A 19817-nucleotide genomic window follows, 5' to 3' on the forward strand; every position below is an offset into this window, starting at 1 on the left:
CCCGGCAAGGCGCCGGGCACCCTCGGGAGTGGATTTCTCCGAACTGTGACATAGGCTTCCCCCGGAGCCGGCGTCGGGTTGCCGATCCCGGCGCCCCCGATACCGGAGCCCGCCGCATGGACGACACCCGAACCGAACTCCTGATGCGGGTCGAGGGCATGACCTGCGCCGGCTGCACCGAGGCGGTGCGCCGGACGATCCGCCGGCTCGACCCGGAGGCGGCCGTGGCGGTCGACCTGGAGCGGGGCCGCGTCGCCGTGACGACCCGGGCCCAGAGCCTCGCCATCGCGGACGCCCTGACGAAAGCCGGCTACACCGCCACCGCCATGACGGGCTGAGCAGGGCGGGAGCGACGGCACCGATGCGAGAGGGGGATCCTCGCCGGCGCCGCGCCCAAGAACGAAAATTTGCGCGTGCGTTGAAAAATTTCGACGCGCTTTTCCCCCTGCCATCGCGCACAGTGCCGCCGGGGATCAGGCTTGGCCCTTGGCCCAACGACAATCGCACGGCAAAAGCCGGCGACCCCCGCGGTGACCACTCGCGCCTGCCCGGTTCCGATTCCGGCCGCCGATCCGGCAAGGCGCGATGTCCCGTGGCCCAGAATGGACGCCACACGATTCCGTCGTGCCAAGAGGTGAGGAAACCATGCCCTCAGATATCGAGATCGCCCGCGCGGCGACCCTGAAGCCGATCACCCAGATCGCCGAGACGCTCGGCATCCCGGACGATGCCCTGCACAATTACGGCAAGCACATCGCCAAGATCGACCACGCCTTCATCAAGTCCCTGGAGAACCGGCCCGAGGGCAAGCTGGTCCTCGTCACGGCGATCAGCCCGACGCCCGCGGGCGAGGGCAAGACCACCACGACGGTCGGCCTCGGCGACGCCCTGAACCGCATCGGCAAGAAGACCGTGATGTGCCTGCGCGAGCCCTCGCTCGGCCCCTGCTTCGGCATGAAGGGCGGGGCGGCCGGCGGCGGCAAGGCGCAGGTCGTGCCGATGGAGCAGATCAACCTGCACTTCACGGGCGACTTCCACGCCATCACGTCGGCCCACAGCCTGGCCGCCGCCCTCATCGACAACCACATCTACTGGGCGAACGAGCTCAACATCGACGTGCGGCGCATCTTCTGGCGCCGGGTCGTCGACATGAACGACCGGGCGCTGCGCGCCATCAACCAATCCCTCGGCGGCGTCGCCAACGGCTTCCCGCGGGAGGACGGCTTCGACATCACGGTCGCCTCCGAGGTGATGGCGGTGTTCTGCCTCGCCAAGGACCTCGACGACCTCGAGGAGCGCCTCGGCCGCATCGTCATCGCGGAGACCCGCGACCGCAAGCTCGTCACCCTCAAGGACGTCAAGGCCACGGGCGCCATGACGGTGCTCCTCAAGGACGCGCTGCAGCCGAACCTGGTGCAGACGCTGGAGGGCAACCCGGCCCTCATCCACGGCGGCCCCTTCGCCAACATCGCGCATGGCTGCAACTCGGTGATCGCGACCCGCGCCGGCCTGAAGCTCGGCGACTACGTGGTGACGGAGGCGGGCTTCGGCGCCGATCTCGGGGCCGAGAAGTTCCTCGACATCAAGTGCCGGCAGGCCGGGCTCAAGCCCTCGGCGGTGGTCATCGTCGCGACCGTCCGGGCCCTCAAGATGCACGGCGGCGTCAACAAGAAGGACCTCGGCTCCGAGAACATCGAGGCCCTGGAGAGGGGCTTCGCGAACCTCGCCCGCCACGTCGCCAACGTGCGGGGCTTCGGCCTGCCGGTCGTGGTCGGCGTCAACCACTTCTTCGCCGACACCGACGCCGAGCACGCCAAGCTCAAGGCGCTCTGCCGCGAGACGCTCGACGTCGAGGCCATCACCTGCAGGCACTGGGCGGAGGGGGGTGCGGGCGCCGAGGAGCTCGCGCAGGCCGTGGTCAAGCTCGCCGAGGGCGAGCAGAAGCCCCTGACCTACACCTACGAGACCGAGAGCAAGCTCACCGACAAGATCAAGACGATCGCGACCAAGCTCTACGGCGCGGCCGACATCCAGATCGAGTCCAAGGCGGCGACGAAGCTCGCGGCCTTCGAGAAGGAGGGCTACGGCCAGCTGCCGGTCTGCATGGCCAAGACCCAGTACTCGTTCTCGACCGACCCGAACCTGATGGGCGCGCCCTCCGGCCACGTCATCGGGGTGCGCGACGTGCGCCTCTCGGCGGGTGCCGGGTTCGTTGTGGTGATCTGCGGCGAGATCATGACCATGCCGGGCCTGCCCCGCGTCCCGGCCTCGGACACGATCCGGCTCGACGCGAACGGCCAGATCGAGGGGCTGTTCTGAGCGAAACGCCGTTCTGAGCGACAAAGCACCGCCGGGACGATCGCCTTCGGGCCCGGTCGTCCCGGCGGTCCGCGGGCTCGTCGGCACACCGCCGTTGCGGCGCGCCCAGCCCTCGCGGGGCGCGCCGCAACGGCGCATCCCGTCAGAACAGCTTGCGGTACTGAAGGAAGCCCGAGCGGTCGCCGATGCGGTCGTAGAGCAGCATCGCGTCCCGGTTGGTCTCGTGGGTCAGCCAGTGCACGCGCGAGCAGCCCGAGGCCGAGGCCTCCCGGTAGACGTGCTCGATCAGGGCGCGCCCGAGGCCGAGGCCGCGGGCCTCCGCGGCCACGAACAGGTCCTGCAGGTAGCAGTAATCGCCGATGGTCCAGCAGGAGCGGTGCCGGACCGTGTGGACGAGGCCGAGGGCCCGCCCGTCGTCGTGGACCGCGAGGGCGGCGGCCATCGGCTCGGCCGGATCGAGCAGGCGCGCCCAGGTGACCTGCGTCGTCGCGGGCGGGATCTCGACGCGGTAGAAGGCCTGGTAGCCCCGCCACAGGGGCAGCCAGGCGGCGAAATCCCCGGGCTCGACCGCCCGGATGCGCGTGGATCGCAGGGTGGATCGGATGGTGGCGTCCAGGGCGGCCTCCGGGCTCCACCCCGCGCCGGCTCCGTCCCGGCGGCTCACGCGCCGACCGGTCACGCGCCGACGGGTCCGAGGCGCCGCAGGCCGGTGACGGGGCCGTGGCTGTTCTGGCGGATGCGGGTGACGGCGACGCGCAGCGGCTCCACCGCCACCGCCATGTGGTGGCCGTTGGCGTGGATCAGCCGCCCGCCGTCGAGCATCAGGCCGACATGCCCGCGCCAGAAGACGAAATCGCCCCGGCGCAGATCCTCCGTCTCCGGCGGCAGGGCGCTGCCGAGGGCGCGCTCCTGCTGGTCGGCGTCGCGCGGGCAGGCGATGCCCGCGAGGTCGAGGACGAGCTGGACGAGGCCGGAGCAATCGAGGCCGAGGCTGGTGCGCCCGCCCCAGAGATAGGGTGTGCCGACGAGGCGCTCGGCGGTTCCGGCGTAGTCCGGCGCCTGCCAGCCAACCGCCTCGCAATGGGCCGCAAAGACGAAGCGGTCCCCGGGCAGACGCAGGTACTCGCCCTCCCGGTCGAGGACGTGGATCGCGGCCCCGAGGCTGAGATGCCCGAGGGGTGGCCGCTTCAGGTCGGGGGCCGGGTACAGGAAGGTCCGCAGGGCCCGCACCCGGTGGGTCGGCGCGGGCTCGGCCGGCCCCAGGCTCGGGCCCGGCAGGTAGCCGACATAGCCGTCATGGACGAGCTGCGCGTAGGCGAAGCCGTCCCGCTCCTCGTAGACCCGGACCGCGTCGCCCATCACCGCCTCGGTGTCGATGGCCGCCCCCTCGCGCGGGGCCCGGCGCAGGGGCGCGGAGGGCACGGCGAGGCGGCGCAGCTCCGGCGCGACGTAGCGCTCGGCCGCGACGATATCCGTCAGGGCGATGTCGGCGAGGTCGGGCCGGGCGGGGGTGAGGCGGGCGTCGCGGGGGGCGGGGCCGGAATCGGAGGTCATGGGCGCGAGGGTATCGCGGCCGCGCCGCTCGCCGCAATCGCCGCGGCGGTTCGGGACCGGGACCGCCGCGACACCGCGACGCAGGACGCTCGCGCTCTCCCCGGATGGCGGCGCGATGGGGCCGAAAACCCTGCCATCCTGTCGACCCGGCGCCGAAAAGCGTATCCTCCGCCCCGGATTCAACCCTTGGTGTGGTCAGGACGACCCTGGAATGCATCCTGCATCGATCCTGGCCTGCGTTGCAGGGGCGGGACGGCTGCGTTCTGATGCAGTGCACAATTTGACGCGATGCATTATGGTCGCGTCATGCCGATCGTGAGCCGCGCCGTGAAGAAGACTCCGAAATCCCACGCCGACCTGCCGCCGATCCGGGTTCGCCGCGAGCCGCCGACGATCGCCGAGGCGGTGGCCGCGGCGCAGGACCTCGCCGACGACGTCGAGCAGCAGGTGGAGATCGCCGCCGGACTGATCGGCCTGCCCGTCGACGAGATCCGCCCCCACGTCCTGTCGGCGCCCCGGCCGAAGCCCGAGCCCCGCTTCGAGCGGGCGCCCGAGCGCATCCTGAGCCCGTCCGCCCCGAACCGGGCGCCGCGGACCGTCATCGTCGAGCGCCGCACGCGCCCGCCCGTGGTGGTGGAGCGCCGCGGCCGCCCGCCCTTCGACGGGCGCCGCTGACGCCCGCTACCAGGCCAGGGTCTCGCCCCGGTAGTCGCGATAGGCGATGCCCGTGCGGCCGAGCTGCCCCTCGATCAGGTCCGCCATGCCGGTGACGCTCGTGGCGACGTCGATGTCGGCCTCCGCGCCCCCCATGTCGGTGCGCACCCAGCCCGGATGCACCAGCAGCACGCCGAATCCCGCCGCGCGGTGGCGGATCTCGAAGCTGCGCGCGTAGGTGTTCAGGGCCGCCTTGCTGGCCCGGTAGCTCTCCCAGCCGCCGCTCTCGTTCAGCCCGACGCTGCCGAGGATCGAGCTCATGAAGGCGATGGTGCCGCCCGGCGCCACCCGGTCCGCGAAGGTCTCGGCGAAGCGGATCGGGCTCACCGCGTTGGTGAGGTAGACCTGGGCGGCGACCGCCCGCGGCACCGCGTGGAGCGGGTCGTGCGCCTGGGTGGCGACGCCCGCCACCACGAAGACGAGATCGTAGCGCTCGCCCGAGAGCCGGTCGTGCAGGGCGGCGACCGCCGCGTCGTCGTCGATGTCAACGGTCTCGACCCGCACGGCCTCGGAGGCGAGGCGGCCGAGGGCGGGCGAGGCCGAGCGCTGGGTCGCGGTCACCCGCCAGCCCCGCTCCGCGAAGGTCTCGACGAGGCCGAGCCCGAGGCCGCGCGAGGCCCCGACGATGAGCGCGCTTCTCTGCGTGTTGGCCATGATGATCGTCTCCCGGGACGCGGGGCGCGGGGCGCCCCACGGGGCGCGGCGCCGGTCCTCCCGGAGGCAGTGTGGGGCGGGGGGCCCGGGCGGAAAGGCGGGGGCGGTCCGGTCCGTGCGCCCGCGCACGCACGCCGCGGGCCCGCTCAGTCGGCGGTCTGCACCGACCAGGTGGCGTGGCGGATGCCCGGCGCGCGGGCGAGGGCGGCCGTCACGGCATCGAGTTCGGCGGCCTCCACCGCCGTGGCGACGAGGGTCGCCACCACCTCGACCGCGTCCTCGCCGCGCTCCACCACCTCGATGCCGCCGACCGGGTAGCTCGCCGCCTCCAGCCGCTCGACCAGGAGGTCGCGGGCGGGGCCGGCGGCCTCCGGCGCCGTCGTCACCTGGACCTCGTAGGTCGCCTCCGAGGCGCTCTCGTCGATGGGCGCCCGGTTGATGGCGTTGACGAGGGGCCGCAGCAGGGTGTTGCCGGCGAGCACCGCCACGGTGACGAACAGGGCCTCGAGGGGCAGGTCCGCCCCCGCGAAGGCGCCGACCGCGGCCGAGCACCACAGGGTCGCGGCCGTGTTGAGGCCGCGCACGTTCATGCCCTCTTTCATGATCACGCCGGCCCCCAGGAACCCGACGCCCGAGATCACGTAGGCCACCGTGCGGGTGCCCCCCGCCGCCCCCTCGAGGCGCATGCCGAGATCCACGAAGGCGGCGGCCCCGATCGCCACCAGCACGTTGGTGCGCAGGCCCGCGGTGCGCTGCCGGTACTGCCGCTCCGCCCCGATCAGGGTGCCGAGCACGAAGGCCACGGTCAGGCTGATCGCGGAGTTGAGGGTTTCGGGGAGCGGGAGGACGAGGAGGCCGGTCATCCCGCCTCCATGTCGATCGCCCGTGACGGAACCGTGACGCCGGCGGCGCGGCAGAACCGTGACGCCGGCGGCGCGGCAGAACCGTGACGCCGGCGGCGCGGCGCCCCCGGGCAAATTGCCCGAGGCGCGCCATTCGATTGCGCGCGGGATTGACGCCCGCCCCGGGCAGCGGGCACACCGGGCCCTCTGAGGGTCGTCCAAGAACCCGCCGAGGAGACGGACAGGATGCCGGTTCAGCACCGTGGAATGGGCGTGCGCGCATGAGCGCCGGCGCCAGCAGCGCGACCTTGCACGCGACCTTGCACGCGCCCCCGAGCGCGCCCCGGGCCGGGGATCCGGCCGCGGGCCGGACGGACGACGCGCTCCGGGCCCGCATCCACGCCCTGCGGGAGGGCCTGGAGGACGGGCTGATCGGCTGCACCGGCCTCGTCGAGCGCCTGCTGATCGGGCTCCTGACCGGCGGCCACCTCCTGATCGAGGGCGCGCCGGGCCTCGCCAAGACCCGGGCGGTCAAGCGCCTGTCGGACGGGCTCGACGGCTCCTTCGCCCGCATCCAGTGCACCCCCGACCTGATGCCCGCCGACCTCACCGGCACGACCGTGTGGCGCCAGGACAGCGGCACCTTCGAGTTCCTGCCCGGCCCCCTGTTCCACTCGCTGATCCTCGTCGACGAGGTGAACCGCGCGCCCCCCAAGGTGCAGTCGGCGCTGCTCGAATCCATGGCGGAGAGGCAGATCACGGTCTCGGGCCAGACCCATCCCCTGCCCGACCCCTTCATGGTGGTGGCGACCCAGAACCCGATCGAGCACGCGGGCACCTTCCCGCTGCCCGAGGCCCAGCTCGACCGCTTCCTGCTCCACGTCGTCGTCGACATGCCGGACGAGGCCTCCGAGCGGCGCATCCTCGACCTCGTCGAGGGCGAGCTGAACCACCACGCCGAGGCGATGTCGGTGCGGCTCACGGTGGAGGAGATCCTGGCGGCCCGCGAGGCGGCCCTGAAGACCTACGTCTCCCCGGCCCTCAAGGACTACCTCGTGCGGCTCGTGGCCGGCACCCGCAGCGACGCGGCGGCCCCGGACCTGCGCGCCGCGATCGAGCACCCGGCCTCCCCCCGCGGCACCCTCGCGCTGATGGTGGCCGGCAAGGCCCGCGCCTACCTGCACGGGCGCGACCACGTCATCCCAGAGGACGTCGCCGACCTCGCGGTCGACGCGCTGAGCCACCGCATCGGCCTGACCTGGCGGGCGGCCGCCGAGGGGCGGACGGCGCGCGGCATCATCGAGGGGCTCGTGCAGCGGGTGCGGGCCCTCTGACCGTGGCCTCCCCCGCCGCGCCCGCTCGCAAGGCCGATCCCGGGTTCGATCGCAGGGCCGATCCGAAGCCGGACCGCACGCCCGAATCCCGGCCCGAATCCCGGGCCGACCCCCTGGCGAGCCCCGGCATCCACCTGTCCGGCGACGTCCTGATGGGCCTGCGCCACCTCGCCCGGCGCGGGGTCTCACCGGCGACGCGGACGCTCGCGGGGCTGCCGGGCGGGATCGTCACCCGGCGGCGCGGGCGCGGCTCGGAGCCCGACGACGTGCGGCTGTGGTCGGAGGGCGACGACCGCCGCCACATCGACCGCAACGCCACGGCCCGCACCGGCATCCTCCACGTGCGCACCCACCACGACGAGCGCGACCGCGCCGTGGTGCTCCTCGCCGATTTCCGGCCCTCCATGCTGTTCGGCACCCGCCGGGCCCTGCGCTCGGTGGCGGCCGCGGAGGCCCTGACGCTGCTCGGCTGGCGCATCGTGGGGGACGGGGGCCGCATCGGCCTCGTCATCGGCGGCGCGGGCGAGCCGACCGCGATCCGCCCCGCCGGCGGCGAGCGGGCCATGACGGCGGTCACCGGGGCCCTCGCCCTCGCCCATGCCCGGGCCCTCGCGGCGAGCGAGGCCGCCGACACGCCCCTCGACGCGCTCCTGACCCTGGCGCAGAGCCTGCTGCCCTCGGGAGGGCACCTCGTGATCGCGAGCGCCCTCGACGCGCCGGGGCCGGATTTCGACCGGCTCCTCACGGTCCTGGCCGAGCGCCTCTCGATCCGCCTGCTCCTCGTCAGCGACGCCTTCGAGCGGACGCGCCCTCCGGGGTTCTACCCCTTCGCCACCCCGGACGGCCGGCGCGGCACCGTGCAGGCGAGGCCGGCGGACCGCCTCGCGGCGGACGAGCGCCTGGCCGAGTACGCCCATCGCGGCATCGAGGGCCTGCGCCTCGACGTCGAGGCCGGCCCGGAAGCCTACGCCCCCCTGATGGAGCGCCTCGATGCGATCCTGTGAGGCGGCGCGCACGGATCTCCGCCCCGCCGGGCCCGCCCGTCCCGGGGCGTTCGCCGTCCGGGCCGCGCGGGCGGGGGACGGCGGCGCGCGCATCCCCTCCCCCGGGAGGCCCGCATGAACCCGGCCGACGCCCCCGTCAGCCTCGACCAGCTGCGGGGCCTGCACCTGCCGGGCGCGGCCGGGGCGATCCAGGGGGAGATCGTGGCGGCGGTGGCCCTCGGCTTCCTGGCCGCGCTCCTCGTCGGGCTGGTCCGCTCCTGGCGCGGGCGCCGGCGCGCCACCCTGCGCCGCGCGGCCCTGCGGGAGCTCGATGCCGCCCGGGCCCTCGAGCCGGAGGCGCGGCTCGTGGCGCAGGCGAGCCTGCTGCGCCGGGTCGCCCGCGGCCTCGAGGGCGACGCCGCCGCGACCGAGCGCGGGGAGGCCTGGGCCGCCCGCCTCGACCGGCTGTTCGCCACCGACTTCTTCAGCCGCGGCCCCGGGCAGGTCCTCGTCGGCGGGCTCTACCGCCGCCGCGCCGAGGCGGACGCGAACCTGTCGGGGACGCTCGACGCGGAACTCGCCCGGCTCCTCGCCCGGATCAAGGCCTGACACGATGAGCCTCCTGATGCCCGGCTGGCTCACGGCGCTCGCCTCGTCCTTCGATCTCGCGAGCCCGCTCGCGCTCCTCCTCCTGCCGCTGCCGTTCCTGATCGCCCGGCTGCTGCCGGCGGAGGCCGCCGGCAACAGCGGGGCCCTGCGGGTGCCCGCCTCCCTGGTCGGGCCGGTGCGCGCGAGCGCGCCGGTCGGGGGCCGCGGGCGCCGCCGCACCCTCCTGACCTGGACCCTCTGGGCCGCCCTGGTGGCGGCGCTCGCGGGGCCGCGCCTCGTCCTGTCGGCCAGCGCCCTCCCGGCCTCCGGGCGCGAGATCATGATCGCCATGGACCTGTCGGGCTCGATGGAGCGGCGCGACTTCGCGCTGGACGGCGAGACCGTATCCCGCCTCGCCGCGGTCAAGCGCATCGGGGCGGACTTCATCCGGCGCCGGGCGGGCGACCGGATCGGCCTCGTGATCTTCGCCGACCAGGCCTACGTCGCCGCGAGCCCGAGCTTCGACACCGCCACCGTGGCGCACGCCCTGGAGGAGGCCAATATCGGCCTCGTCGGCCGCTCCACCGGCATCGGCGACGGGCTCGGCCTGGCGCTGCGGCGCCTCGACCCGAACGATGCCGGCCAGGATGCGGGCGCCCGGGCCGGCCAGCCGGCGCCCTCCACCGCCAAGGTGGTGATCCTGCTCTCGGACGGGGCCAACAATGCCGGCCAGACCCGGCCCACGGACGTGGCGGAACTCGCCCGCGACCTCGGCATCAAGGTCTACACCATCGCGCTCGGCCCCCGCGACCTCGCCAATGCCGACGGCGAGCAGGACGTGGTCGACGTCGAGACCCTGCGCGAGATGGCCCGGGTCAGCGGCGGCCAGTCCTTCCGGGTCAAGACCACCGAGGACCTGATCGCGGTGGCGGACGCCATCGACGGGCTGGAGGGCGGCCGCGCCAAGGCGCCGCCGCTGCCGCTCCGCCGCGACCTCTGGCCCTGGCCCGCCGCCCTCGCCTTCCTGTGCGCGGCCGGCCTGCTGGCGACCCGGAGGGGCGCGTGAGCCTCCTCGACGCCTACGCCCTGCTGCGGCCCTGGTGGCTCGCCGCCCTCCCCCTGGTGGGGCTGCTGGCCCTGCGGGCGGCCTGGCGCGCGGCGCCGCTCGGCGACTGGACCCGGGTGGTCGATCCGGCCCTGATGGCGCTCCTCGCCCGGCGGGGCGCGGTGCTCGGCGGGCGCCGGCAGGCGAACCTCGCGGCCGCCGTCGCGGCGGGGCTGATCGCCCTGGCGCTGACCGGTCCCGCCACCGAGCGCCAGGACGCCGCGACCTTCCGCAACCTCGACGCGACGGTGATCGTCATCGACCTGTCCCGCTCGGTCACGGAGGGCGGAAACCTCAAGGAGGTGCGCCAGGTCGCCCAGGGGGTGGCGGAGGCGGCCGGGACCCGCTCGGTCTCCCTCGTGGTCTACGCGGGCGACGCCTACCTGGCGACCCCGCCGACCACCGACCGCGACAGCTTCGCCACGACCCTGTTCGCCCTCGACGCCGACACCGTGCCCGACCGCGGCACCCATCCCGAGCGCGGCCTGGCGCTGGCCCGGCGCACCCTCGCGGAGGCCGCCGTGGTGGCGGCCGACGTGGTGCTGATCACCGACGGCGACGGGATCGGCGAGGCGGCGACGCGCGAGGTCGCGGCGATGCGGGCCAGGGGCTGGCACCTGCAGGGGCTGTTCGTGCCGGCGACCCGCGCCCTGCCGCCGGGCTCGCCGAAGCCCGACCGCACCGCCCTCGACGCCCTGGTGCGGGCGGGCGGCGGCACCACCGCCGATATCGGCACGCCGAACCCCGTGCTCGCGGCGGTCGGCGCCAGCACGGCCCAGCACCTCGCGGCCGGGGGCTACACCGTGCTGGCCTTCGCCGATCTCGGGCGCTGGCTGCTGCTGCTGGCGGCGCTGCCGGCCCTCGTGCTGTTCCGCAGGAGCGCATGACCATGAGAAGCGGCCTGAGCGTGAGACGCGGCCAGAGCATGGGGAGCGCCCGATGATCCAGGAGCGCATCGCGTCCGCGGTGGGCCGGGCCCTGCCGGGGCCGGGCGGCGTCCCGGGCGGCATCCCGGGCGCACTGCCGGCCCTCGCCCTCGGGATGTCGCGGCGCTGGCGGCGCTGGGCGCGGATCGGCGGCCTCGGCCTCGCGGGGGCGGCGATCCTCGGCCTCGCCCTGGTCTCGCAGCCGCGCACCGGCCTCGGGCGCCTGCTGATGGGCATCGGCCTGCCGGGCGCCGCCGCCGCGATCCTCGACGATCCGGCCTGGCGCGGGCCCGCCCTCTACGAGGCCGGGCGCTACAACGAGGCCGCCGCCCTCTTCCGCAACGGCGGGCGGCGCAACGCCTACAACCTCGGCAACGCGCTCGCCCGGGCGGGCGACTACCGGGGCGCGGTCGAGGCCTACGATGCCGCCCTCCAGTTCAACCCGCGCGACGCCGACGCCCAGGCCAACCGCTCGCTGGTGGCCCGGATGCTCGCCGAGGCGATCGACCGGGGCCAGGGCGGCGGCATCGCCAACGGCACCGCCCAGTACGGCGCCCGCTACAACAAGACCACGAACCAGGACCAGAACGACGACATCCAGGCGAATTCGAGCGGCGAGGGCCTGGCCGGCAACAAGGAGTCGAGCGCGAGCTCCTCCCTGCCCGGCAACAGCAAGGTGGCGCGCCGCGGCAAGGCCGAGCAGCTCGCGATCGAGTCCGGCCGCGGCGAGGCGCGGGGCTCGGCGAGCGACGCGGCCGGGCGCGGCCGCACGGGCTCCGGCTCCGCCATGGTGGCGGCGGCCCCCGAGCGGGAGGTGCGCCGGGTGACGAAGAGCTTCGAGGCCCACGAGATCCGGCCCGACCGGCTCTGGCTCCAGACCCTGCCGGACGATCCCGGCCGCTACCTGAAGCTGCGCCTCAAGGCCGAGCAGACCCGCCGCGTCGAGGCCGGCACGGCGATTCCGGCGGGGAGCAACCCATGGTGAGCCGGCGCGGTATCCTCCTGGGCACCCTCTTGGGCGCGCTCCTGGGCGCGCTCCTCGCCGGGGCGCCGGCCCGCGCGGTCGAGCCCGGCGACCTGACCCTGACGGTGACGCCGGAGCTCAACGGCAACGCGTCGCCCTTCTCCCGCGAGATGGTGCTGCTCAGGATCCACGGGGTCTACAAGCAGCCGATCCTGCTCGAGGAGGTGGTGCAGCCGACGCTGGCCAATTTCAGCTGGACCCAGCTCGGGCGCGACGGCTGGAGCAAGACCAAGCTGCCGGACGGGCAGAGCGCCATCGCGTTCGACCGGGTGATCGCGATCTTCCCCCACCATCCGGGCGACTTCGTCATCGACCCCTTCACCCACCGGCTGACGATCAACGACGGCGGGGACCGCAAGGTGGTCGATGTCCGCTCCGGCCCGATCGCCCTCCCGGTCGCGACCTGGACCCAGCCGGCCGGCGGGCCCGACGCCAAGGACCCCTGGTGGCTGCCCGCCCGCGACGTCACCATCACGGATTCCTGGAGCCCCGACCCCGAGACCGTGAAGATCGGCGAGACCACCCGGCGCATCGTCACCATCGAGGCGCAGGGGATGGTCGCCGAGGGCCTGCCGCCGCGCCCGGTGATGCGCACCCGCGGCATCCTCACCTTCGCGGGGCCGGTGACCCGCGAGACCCTGATCACCCCGCAGGGGCCCGTCGCGCGGGCGACCTACCAGTGGGACGTGCGGCCGGCGATCGACGACATCATTCCCCTCGACGCCATCGCGATCCCGTGGTTCGACACCGTCTCGCGCCGGATGCGCGAGGCCGAGATCCCGGCCCGCCAGATCGGCGGCGGCCTGCCCGACCGCGAGGAGGCCCCCCCGCCGGTCTCCGCCTCGCCCGCCGTGGCCGCGGCCGCCGGCCTCGCCGCCTTCGGGCTCGGCCTCGCCCTGATCGGCTTCGGCACGGGCCGGCGCCGCCTGCGCCTCGACGGCGCCCGGCGCCGGGCCCTGGCGCGGGCGGCCGCGGCCGGCGACGCGGCCGCCTTCCGGGCGGGGCTCGCCGAGGCCGGGCAGGCCGAGCCGGAGCTCGCCCGGCGCTGGCGCGCCCGCCCCGAGATCGCCGCCCCCCTGGCGGCCCTCGACCGCAGCCTCTACGCGCCCGGCGGCAGCGCGCCGCCCGACCTCTCCCGCCTCGCCCGCGCCCTGGCGCGGCCGGAGCGGATCACGCCGCCCGCCCTCCCGGCCGAGGACCGCCTCCCGCCCCTCGACGGCGCGGTGCGGCCGGGCTGACGATGTCCAAGATAACGCCCGCGAAGACCGCGCCCGCGAAGACCACCCGCGCGACCCAGGCCCTCGACCGGGCCGGGATCGCCTACAGCCTCCACGCCTACGCGTACGACCCCGCGGCGCCGCGCATCGGCCTGCAGGCGGCCGAGGCCCTGGGGGTGAGGCCGGACCACGTCCTCAAGACCCTGATGGCGGAGGTGGACGGCCGGCCCGTCTGCGTCCTCGTCGCCTCGGACCGGGAGGTCGCCCTGAAGCGCCTCGCCGCCGCCCACGGGGGCAAGTCCGCCGCCATGCTGAGGCCCGCCGAGGCCGAGCGCATCACCGGCTACCACGTGGGCGGCATCAGCCCCCTCGGGCAGAAGCGCCGGCTGCCGGTGCTGATCGATGCCGGCTCGATCGCGGGCCGCGACGCGGTCTACCTCAACGGCGGCGGGCGCGGCCTGCAGGTCCGCCTCGCGCCGGCCGACCTCGTGGCCCTGCTCGAGGCCCGCGTCGTGCCCCTCGCCTGAGGCGCGGTAACCCTTCGTTCACCCTGTCCTGCAAGGGTCGGGCGCCTGCAGGGGTCGGGCGTTCGATCCGGGGGATTGGTCATAGGGGGTTCGGTCATGACGGCGAGGGGAGCGCGGCGCGGCGCGCTGGCGCTCGGCCTGATCCTCGCGGGCACGCCGCTCGCCGCCGCCGACCTGTTCGAGGCCGGCCCCGGCCCGGCGAGCCCCCGCTACTTCCCGCGCAGCGACGGCGACGAGACCCCGCCGCGCCTCCTCCGGGCGGCGCCCCGGCCCCTCGGCTGCCTGCCCCGCCGGGTGCCGGTGCCGACGAACGCCCCCGACGATCCGAGCTATGTCGGCTCGAATTACGGCCTGTCGAAGCCGAGCTATTACGGCCTGACGCCGCCGCCCGGCATCGACGATCCCTACGGGCGCCCGCTCCGGCCCTATTGCGGCTAGCCACCGGGCGGACTTAAAGCTCCGGGCCGCACCCAAGGAGCCCGCCCGTGCGCCCGACCGAAGCCCTCTCCGGACATCCCCTCCCCGCCCGCATCACCGATCCCGCGGCCCTGCGCGCCACGGTCGAGGCCTGGCGGCGCGCGGGCGAGAGCGTGGTGCTGGTGCCGACCATGGGGGCGCTGCACGCGGGCCACCTCGCCCTCGTGGCGCACGCCAAGGCGATCGGCCGGCGCGCGGTGGTGAGCATCTTCGTGAACCCGACCCAGTTCGGCCCGAACGAGGATTTCGCCCGCTATCCCCGCGACGTCGCGGCCGACCTCGCCGAGCTCGCCGGGCCCGGGGCGGACGCCGCCTGGACGCCCGAGGTCGAGACCATGTACCCGCCGGGCTTCGCCACCCGCATCGCGGTCGCGGGCCTCAGCGAGGGGCTGTGCGGCAGCGTCCGGCCGGGGCATTTCGCGGGCGTCGCCACGGTGGTGACGAAGCTCCTCAACCAGGTCCGGCCCGACATCGCCCTGTTCGGCGAGAAGGACTTCCAGCAATTGCAGGTGATCCGGCGGGCGGTGCGCGACCTCGACCTCGGCGTCGAGATCCGCGGCGTGCCGACGATCCGGGAGGCGGACGGCCTCGCCCTGTCCTCGCGCAACCGCTACCTCGACGCGGCGGAGCGCGCCGTGGCGCCGCGGCTCCACGCGGTGCTGGCCCGCATCGCCGCCGCCCTGCGGGAGGGGGCCGCCGCCGCGCCGCTCCTCGCCGAGGGGGTCGCCGAGCTGTCGGCCGCGGGATTCGGCCCGGTGCAGTATCTCGAGGTGCGCGACGCCGAGACCCTGGCGCCCCTGGAGCGCGTCGCCGGCCCGGCCCGGGTGCTCGCCGCCGCCTATCTCGGCCGCACCCGGCTCATCGACAACGTCGCGGTCTAGGCGACGGGCCTCCGTCGCGGTCTAGGCGACGGACATCCGTCGCGGATTAGGCGACGGGCCTCCGCCCGGCCCCGAGCCGGTGCCCGGCGAAGAAGGCGAGCATCGCCCGGGAGGCGTCCGGGCCGCGCGGGTCGGTGTAGCTGCCGGCCGGGCTGCCGCCGGACCAGGCATGGCCCGAGCCCCGCACCAGCCAGCTCTCCACCCAGACCTGGCCCCGCGCGTCGGCGTAGCGGGTGCGGGTGAAGGCGTGCCCGTTCGCCTCGCCGGCCTCCTCCCGGGCCGCCAGGGTGGCGATGCCGGCCTGGGCCAGCACCTGGTCGCCGTTGCGCGGGCTCACGGTGCCGTCGCCGTCCCCGTGGAACACGATGGTGGGCAGCCGCAGGCCCTCGACCGGCGCCCCGAAGCCGTTCGGCTCGGCGAGGCCCGGCGCGCCCATCTGCATCGCCATCATGGCCGAGGACAGGTCGCGGGCGCAGCCCGCCGCCAGCCCCGAATGCACCCCGACCGCCGCGTAGAGGTCCGGATAGGCGCGCGCGACGTTGGCCGCCGCTGCGGCGCCCGCCGAGAAGCCCGCGATGTAGACCCGCGCCGGGTCGATCCCGTGGGCCTCCATCACCGTCCGGGTGATCCCCGCGATGATCGCCGCCTCGCCGGATTCCCGGCCCTGGTCGCGGGGCTCGAACCAGTTCCAGCATTTCTGGCCGTTCGCCCGCCCACTCTGGGCCGGGTAGGCGACGAACAGCCCCTCGGCCTCCGCGAGGGCGTTCATGTCGGTGCCGGCCGCGAAATCCTCGGGGGATTGCGAGCAGCCGTGCAGCATCACCACGAGGCTCGGCGCCGCGGCGGGCCGGCTCGGGATGAACAGCTTGTAGTCGCGCGCCCCTGCGGCGCTCTCGAAGCTCAGCGCCACGAAGGCACCCTCGCCGGATCCGGTCCCGGGGCGCCCGGGCTCCGCCGCGCGGCCGTCGGCGCGATCCTCCCCGTCCAGCCCCCGCGGCATCGGCACGACGCCGCGCACCCATTCGCCCACGACGCCGTCGAGGGTCTCGCGCAGCCGCTCCGGCAGGCGCGGCGGGAGCGGGCCGGCATGGTTCGGACCGGCATGGTTCGGGTGGCTCTCCGCCTGCGCGGCCGGCGGCGGGTTCGACGGCCGGGCGGCAGCGTCGGCGGGCGGCTGCCGGGTCGAGGATTCGGGAGCCGGGGATTCGGGGGTCGATGATTCCAGGGCGGGCGAGGTCCGGGCCGGCGTCACCTGCGGATGCGTCTCCGGGGCCGGCTCCTGGAAGCTGCGCTGGATCAGGGCCGTCGCCTCCTGCAGGCGCCCGACCCCCGTCAGCCGCGTGGCCTCGATCATGTCGGCGAGGTGCTGGGTGCTCCGGAGGAAATGATCGGTCATGGGGTCGCTTTCATCGGGTCGGGGCGCGCGGCGCGGCTGCGCGGCGCGTCGGGGGACGGACGCATGTCAGCGAAGGCGGCCGGCGAGCGCCGCCCTGACCTCGGGACCGGCCTGAAGGCCGCCCGGTACTTCCACGGAGGCGATGGTCTCGCGGGCGGGTTCGGGCGTGAGGCCGAACCCGAGGCGCGCGAGGCCGAGGACACGGATGTCGGGTCGGCGGTCCGCCGCGCGAACCGCTTCGAGGTCGGCGCGGCCGGGTTCGACGCGCCTGCGTGCCACCGGCCGGTGGGCCGGGCCGGTGCGCCGCGCGATCGGGTTGCGGGTGACCCCTTCGGACAGGAGGAGGTCGGCGTGACCGGGACCGACGGAGCCGAGAGGGGTCGCCTCGCTGTCGCCGATCCTCGCGGCGTTCCTCTGCCGCGGCGTCACGTGAAGCATGTCACCATCCCGTCACCCTCCGCCCGGGTGGTATATTGTCGGTTCATTGTGCGACGCAATAGGAATGTGTTGCGATGCGGGAGTGACCTGCGCGCGGAGCGGGGGTTCAGAAGGCGTCAGCGGATCACGGCGGCGGGTTCACAACTCCGTGAACACCGGGATGAATCCTGGCAAGGCGCGCGGTGCCGTCCATGCGGGCGCCGCGCACTCCACCCCTCGCGGCGCGCCGATCGGTGGAAGGAACGTGATTCCCCCTCAGGCGCCGCCGTCCTCGCCGAGATAGGTGCGCCAGATCGCGTTCGGCCCGAGCGTCGCCAGGAAGGCCTCGTGGCGCTCCCGCTCGGCGGGGGTCAGGCGGGGGCGGACGATGCGCGGTCCGGGCGCGGGCGCGCCGTCCGCGCCCGGAACCGGCACCGGCCCGGCGGGGGCGGCCTCGGCGGGGGCGAGGCCGAGGCTCGTCTGCTTGCCGCCGAGCAGCTCCATGTAGACTTCGGCGAGGATCTGCGCGTCGAGGAGCGCCCCGTGCTTGGTGCGGCGCGTGGTGTCGATGCCGTAGCGCGAGCACAGGGCGTCGAGGTTGTTGGCCGCGCCCGGGTGCTTGCGCCGGGCCATCAGCAGGGTGTCGACCACCGCCTCGAGGTCGATCGCCGGCGGGGCGGCCGCCCCGAGCCGGGCGAATTCCATGTTGAGGAAGCCGACGTCGAAGGGCGCGTTGTGGATCACGAGCCGCGAGTCGGCGCAGAAATCCCGGAACGCGTCGACCACGTCGGCGAAGACCGGCCTGTCCGACAGGAACGCGTCCGACAGGCCGTGGACCCCGAACGCCCCCTCGGAGACCGGCCGCTGCGGGTTGACGTAGCAGTGGAAGGTCTTGCCGGTCTGGATGTGGTTCAGGAGCTCGACGCAGCCGATCTCGATCAGGCGGTCCCCGCCCTTGGCATCGGTGCCGGTGGTCTCGGTATCGAGGACGATCTCGCGCAGCATGTCGGGTCCGTGACGGCAGGGGCTCACCAGAGCGCCATCGGCCTAAGCGACCGTTAACCGGCTGCGCGCGCGCGCCACGACGGCGGGTCGGGGAGGGAGTGACCGAGTTCCTCCGCCATCTCGATCCAGGAGTCGATGGCATCCAGCACGTTGTGCAGCGCTTCCTCGGGAGTCTCGCCGTCCGACATGCAGCCCGGCAGATCCGGGACGGTCGCGGCGAAGCCGCCGCCCTCCTCGGGGCCGAGCGGCGTGATCACGATCGGGTCGGCGCGCATCGCGGCCGGCCGCTTCGACATGCGAATCGACCCCTCCCCACCGGTCTCGACCTTTGGGCCGGCCCGGGCGCGGGTCAATCGGATGCCGGGGCCCGCGCCCGCAGAGCCGCGATGATCCGCGCCACCTCGGCCTCCGCATGGGCGAAGCCCCGGCTCGTGTCGATCACGAAATCCGCCCGCGCGCGCTTCTCGGCATCGGGCATCTGCTTGGCCCGGATCGCCGCGAAGGCGGCCTCGGTCATGCCGGGGCGGGCGAGGACCCGGGCGCGCTGGACCTCGGCCGGGGCGGTGACGACGAGGACGGCGTCGCAGCGCGCCTCGCCGCCGGTCTCGTAGAGGAGCGGGATGTCGAGGAGGACGAGGGGCGCCCCGGCCTGCCGCCGCAGGAAGGCGCGGGCGGCCTCCTGCACGAGGGGGTGGACCAGGGCCTCGAGCCGCGCGAGGCGCTCGGGTTGGCCGAGCACCGCCGCGCGCAGGGCGGTGCGGTCGACGGAGCCGTCCGGCGCCAGGGTTCCGGGGAAGGCCCGCCCGATGGCGGTCGCCGCCTCGCCCCCCGGCCCGTAGAGGGCGTGGACCGCCGCATCCGCATCGTGGACCGGCACGCCGCGGTCGGCGAACATCCGGGCGGTCGCCGACTTGCCCATCCCGATCGAGCCGGTGAGCCCGAGGACGACGGGGCGTCCACCCCTGTCGGATCCACCCCTGTCGGATCCACGCGTGCCGGGTCCGCTCATCGGGGCGCGAGGTCCGCGACGATGCGGGCGCGCAGAGCCTCGGTGACCTCCGGCCGGGTGCCGAACCAGGCGGCGAAGCCCGGCACCGCCTGGTGCAGCAGCATGCCGAGCCCGTCGACCGCCGCGAGGCCGCGGGCGCGGGCGGCTCCGAGGAGGGGCGTCTCCAGCGGCACGTAGACGATGTCGGCGACCGCCGCCCGCGCCGGGAGCGCCCCGAGGTCGAGGTCGAGGGCGGGCTGGCCCGCCATGCCGAGGGAGGTGGTGTTCACGAGGAGCCCGGTTTCGGGCAGGATGCGGGGCAGCTCGGCCCAGTCGACCGCCCGGGCCCGGGCCGGCTCGAGGGCCACCAGGGCCTCCGCCCGGGCCCGGGTGCGGTTGGCGACGCGGATGCGCGACAGGCCCCGCTCCGCGAGCCCGACCACGATGGCGCGCGCCGCCCCGCCGGCCCCGAGGACCAGGGCGGTGCCCCCCGTCGCCTCCGGCCAATCGGCCCCGAGGCTCTGGTCGAGATGGGCGATGAATCCCGGCGCGTCGGTGTTGTCCCCGAGGATCCGGCCGTCGGCCCCGACGACCAGCGTGTTCACGGCGCCGATCTTCTCCGCCCGCGGGGTCCGGGCATCCGCGAGGCGGAAGGCCGCCTCCTTGTGCGGGATGGTGACGTTGCCCCCCGCGAAGCCCGCCGCCGCGAGGCCGCGCACGAAGCCCCCGAAGGCCTCCGGCGCCACGTCGATGCGCTCGTAGGTGCCGGCGATCCCGTGCTCGGCGAGCCAGTGCCCGTGGATCAGCGGCGAGCGGGAATGGGCGATCGGGTGGCCGACCACGAAGGCTCTGGTCACGGGCCGCAT

The 19817-nt window shown here is 75.0% G+C and carries 23 protein-coding genes; 13 read left to right on the forward strand and 10 right to left on the reverse strand.

Annotation, left to right across the window (positions count from 1 at the left end):
- Positions 1 to 116 precede the first annotated feature (116 nt).
- Together F6X51_RS02695 and F6X51_RS02700 are read left to right on the forward strand one after the other, a co-directional pair.
- Positions 117 to 338: a heavy-metal-associated domain-containing protein gene (locus tag F6X51_RS02695; RefSeq protein ID WP_150961672.1), complete on the forward strand. Its 222-nt coding sequence runs from the start codon at positions 117 to 119 to the stop codon at positions 336 to 338.
- A 307-nt stretch (positions 339 to 645) separates the two neighbouring features.
- Complete coding sequence (locus tag F6X51_RS02700; RefSeq protein WP_150961673.1) at positions 646 to 2319, forward strand: formate--tetrahydrofolate ligase; 1674 nt, start codon at positions 646 to 648, stop codon at positions 2317 to 2319.
- A gap of 142 nt (positions 2320 to 2461) precedes the next feature.
- Here F6X51_RS02700 and F6X51_RS02705 read toward each other — a convergent pair whose 3' ends face one another.
- On the reverse strand, positions 2462 to 2911 hold the full coding sequence (locus tag F6X51_RS02705; RefSeq protein ID WP_150961855.1) for a GNAT family N-acetyltransferase: 450 nt from the start codon (positions 2909 to 2911) through the stop codon (positions 2462 to 2464).
- An 83-nt stretch (positions 2912 to 2994) separates the two neighbouring features.
- Positions 2995 to 3873: a C40 family peptidase gene (locus F6X51_RS02710; RefSeq protein ID WP_150961674.1), complete on the reverse strand. Its 879-nt coding sequence runs from the start codon at positions 3871 to 3873 to the stop codon at positions 2995 to 2997.
- A gap of 327 nt (positions 3874 to 4200) precedes the next feature.
- On the opposite strand from F6X51_RS02710, the gene F6X51_RS02715 reads away from it, so the two are divergent.
- The gene (locus F6X51_RS02715; RefSeq protein ID WP_191969992.1) at positions 4201 to 4548 is read left to right on the forward strand and encodes a hypothetical protein; all 348 of its coding nucleotides are present in this window, start codon (positions 4201 to 4203) and stop codon (positions 4546 to 4548) included.
- Between the two features lie 6 nt (positions 4549 to 4554).
- Here F6X51_RS02715 and F6X51_RS02720 read toward each other — a convergent pair whose 3' ends face one another.
- Positions 4555 to 5241 carry an SDR family oxidoreductase gene (locus tag F6X51_RS02720; protein ID WP_150961676.1) on the reverse strand — a complete coding sequence of 229 codons (687 nt, stop codon included), beginning with the start codon at positions 5239 to 5241 and terminating at the stop codon, positions 4555 to 4557.
- A gap of 146 nt (positions 5242 to 5387) precedes the next feature.
- Positions 5388 to 6104, reverse strand: coding sequence for an MgtC/SapB family protein (locus F6X51_RS02725; RefSeq protein WP_150961677.1), 717 nt, complete (start codon positions 6102 to 6104; stop codon positions 5388 to 5390).
- 260 nt (positions 6105 to 6364) lie between these two features.
- On the opposite strand from F6X51_RS02725, the gene F6X51_RS02730 reads away from it, so the two are divergent.
- From F6X51_RS02730 to panC, 10 genes are all read left to right on the forward strand, one after another.
- Positions 6365 to 7417, forward strand: a complete 1053-nt coding sequence (locus tag F6X51_RS02730) for an AAA family ATPase (protein WP_150961678.1) — start codon at positions 6365 to 6367, stop codon at positions 7415 to 7417.
- Positions 7418 to 7569: 152 nt separating this feature from the next.
- A complete protein-coding gene (locus F6X51_RS02735) occupies positions 7570 to 8421 on the forward strand; it encodes a DUF58 domain-containing protein (protein ID WP_150961856.1) in 852 nt (283 codons plus the stop codon).
- Between the two features lie 114 nt (positions 8422 to 8535).
- The gene (locus tag F6X51_RS02740; protein WP_150961679.1) at positions 8536 to 9009 is read left to right on the forward strand and encodes a DUF4381 domain-containing protein; all 474 of its coding nucleotides are present in this window, start codon (positions 8536 to 8538) and stop codon (positions 9007 to 9009) included.
- Positions 9010 to 9025: 16 nt separating this feature from the next.
- Positions 9026 to 10054, forward strand: a complete 1029-nt coding sequence (locus F6X51_RS02745; protein WP_150961857.1) for a VWA domain-containing protein — start codon at positions 9026 to 9028, stop codon at positions 10052 to 10054.
- Entirely contained in the window at positions 10051 to 10980 is a 930-nt protein-coding gene (locus tag F6X51_RS02750; protein ID WP_150961680.1) for a vWA domain-containing protein, read from the forward strand. The genes F6X51_RS02745 and F6X51_RS02750 overlap by 4 nt, the downstream gene beginning before the upstream one ends.
- A 154-nt stretch (positions 10981 to 11134) precedes the next feature.
- Positions 11135 to 12004 (forward strand): tetratricopeptide repeat protein, encoded by an 870-nt coding sequence (locus F6X51_RS02755; protein WP_150961858.1) that lies wholly within the window; start codon positions 11135 to 11137, stop codon positions 12002 to 12004.
- Positions 11998 to 13281, forward strand: a complete 1284-nt coding sequence (locus F6X51_RS02760) for a BatD family protein (protein ID WP_150961681.1) — start codon at positions 11998 to 12000, stop codon at positions 13279 to 13281. The genes F6X51_RS02755 and F6X51_RS02760 overlap by 7 nt, the downstream gene beginning before the upstream one ends.
- Before the next feature lie 2 nt (positions 13282 to 13283).
- Entirely contained in the window at positions 13284 to 13787 is a 504-nt protein-coding gene (gene ybaK, locus F6X51_RS02765) for a Cys-tRNA(Pro) deacylase (RefSeq protein WP_150961682.1), read from the forward strand.
- A 96-nt stretch (positions 13788 to 13883) separates the two neighbouring features.
- Positions 13884 to 14225: a hypothetical protein gene (locus F6X51_RS02770; RefSeq protein ID WP_150961683.1), complete on the forward strand. Its 342-nt coding sequence runs from the start codon at positions 13884 to 13886 to the stop codon at positions 14223 to 14225.
- Between the two features lie 47 nt (positions 14226 to 14272).
- Positions 14273 to 15145 carry a pantoate--beta-alanine ligase gene (panC, locus tag F6X51_RS02775; RefSeq protein ID WP_246696577.1) on the forward strand — a complete coding sequence of 291 codons (873 nt, stop codon included), beginning with the start codon at positions 14273 to 14275 and terminating at the stop codon, positions 15143 to 15145.
- A 46-nt stretch (positions 15146 to 15191) separates the two neighbouring features.
- Here panC and F6X51_RS02780 read toward each other — a convergent pair whose 3' ends face one another.
- The 6 genes from F6X51_RS02780 to F6X51_RS02805 all read right to left on the reverse strand — a co-directional run bounded on the left by F6X51_RS02780 (position 15192) and on the right by F6X51_RS02805 (position 19817).
- Positions 15192 to 16541, reverse strand: coding sequence for an extracellular catalytic domain type 1 short-chain-length polyhydroxyalkanoate depolymerase (locus tag F6X51_RS02780; RefSeq protein ID WP_150961684.1), 1350 nt, complete (start codon positions 16539 to 16541; stop codon positions 15192 to 15194).
- A gap of 66 nt (positions 16542 to 16607) precedes the next feature.
- Positions 16608 to 16979, reverse strand: a complete 372-nt coding sequence (locus tag F6X51_RS02785; protein ID WP_150961685.1) for a CopG family transcriptional regulator — start codon at positions 16977 to 16979, stop codon at positions 16608 to 16610.
- A gap of 255 nt (positions 16980 to 17234) precedes the next feature.
- Positions 17235 to 17963, reverse strand: a complete 729-nt coding sequence (gene dnaQ, locus F6X51_RS02790) for a DNA polymerase III subunit epsilon (RefSeq protein WP_150961686.1) — start codon at positions 17961 to 17963, stop codon at positions 17235 to 17237.
- A 53-nt stretch (positions 17964 to 18016) separates the two neighbouring features.
- Positions 18017 to 18259, reverse strand: a complete 243-nt coding sequence (locus F6X51_RS02795) for a type II toxin-antitoxin system HicB family antitoxin (protein WP_246696578.1) — start codon at positions 18257 to 18259, stop codon at positions 18017 to 18019.
- Between the two features lie 53 nt (positions 18260 to 18312).
- Positions 18313 to 18972, reverse strand: coding sequence for a dephospho-CoA kinase (gene coaE / locus F6X51_RS02800; protein ID WP_150961687.1), 660 nt, complete (start codon positions 18970 to 18972; stop codon positions 18313 to 18315).
- Positions 18969 to 19817: a shikimate dehydrogenase gene (locus F6X51_RS02805; protein WP_150961688.1), complete on the reverse strand. Its 849-nt coding sequence runs from the start codon at positions 19815 to 19817 to the stop codon at positions 18969 to 18971. The genes coaE and F6X51_RS02805 overlap by 4 nt, the downstream gene beginning before the upstream one ends.

Origin of the sequence: Methylobacterium planeticum (assembly GCF_008806345.1) — a bacterium.
Classification (GTDB): Bacteria; Pseudomonadota; Alphaproteobacteria; order Rhizobiales; family Beijerinckiaceae; genus Methylobacterium; species Methylobacterium planeticum.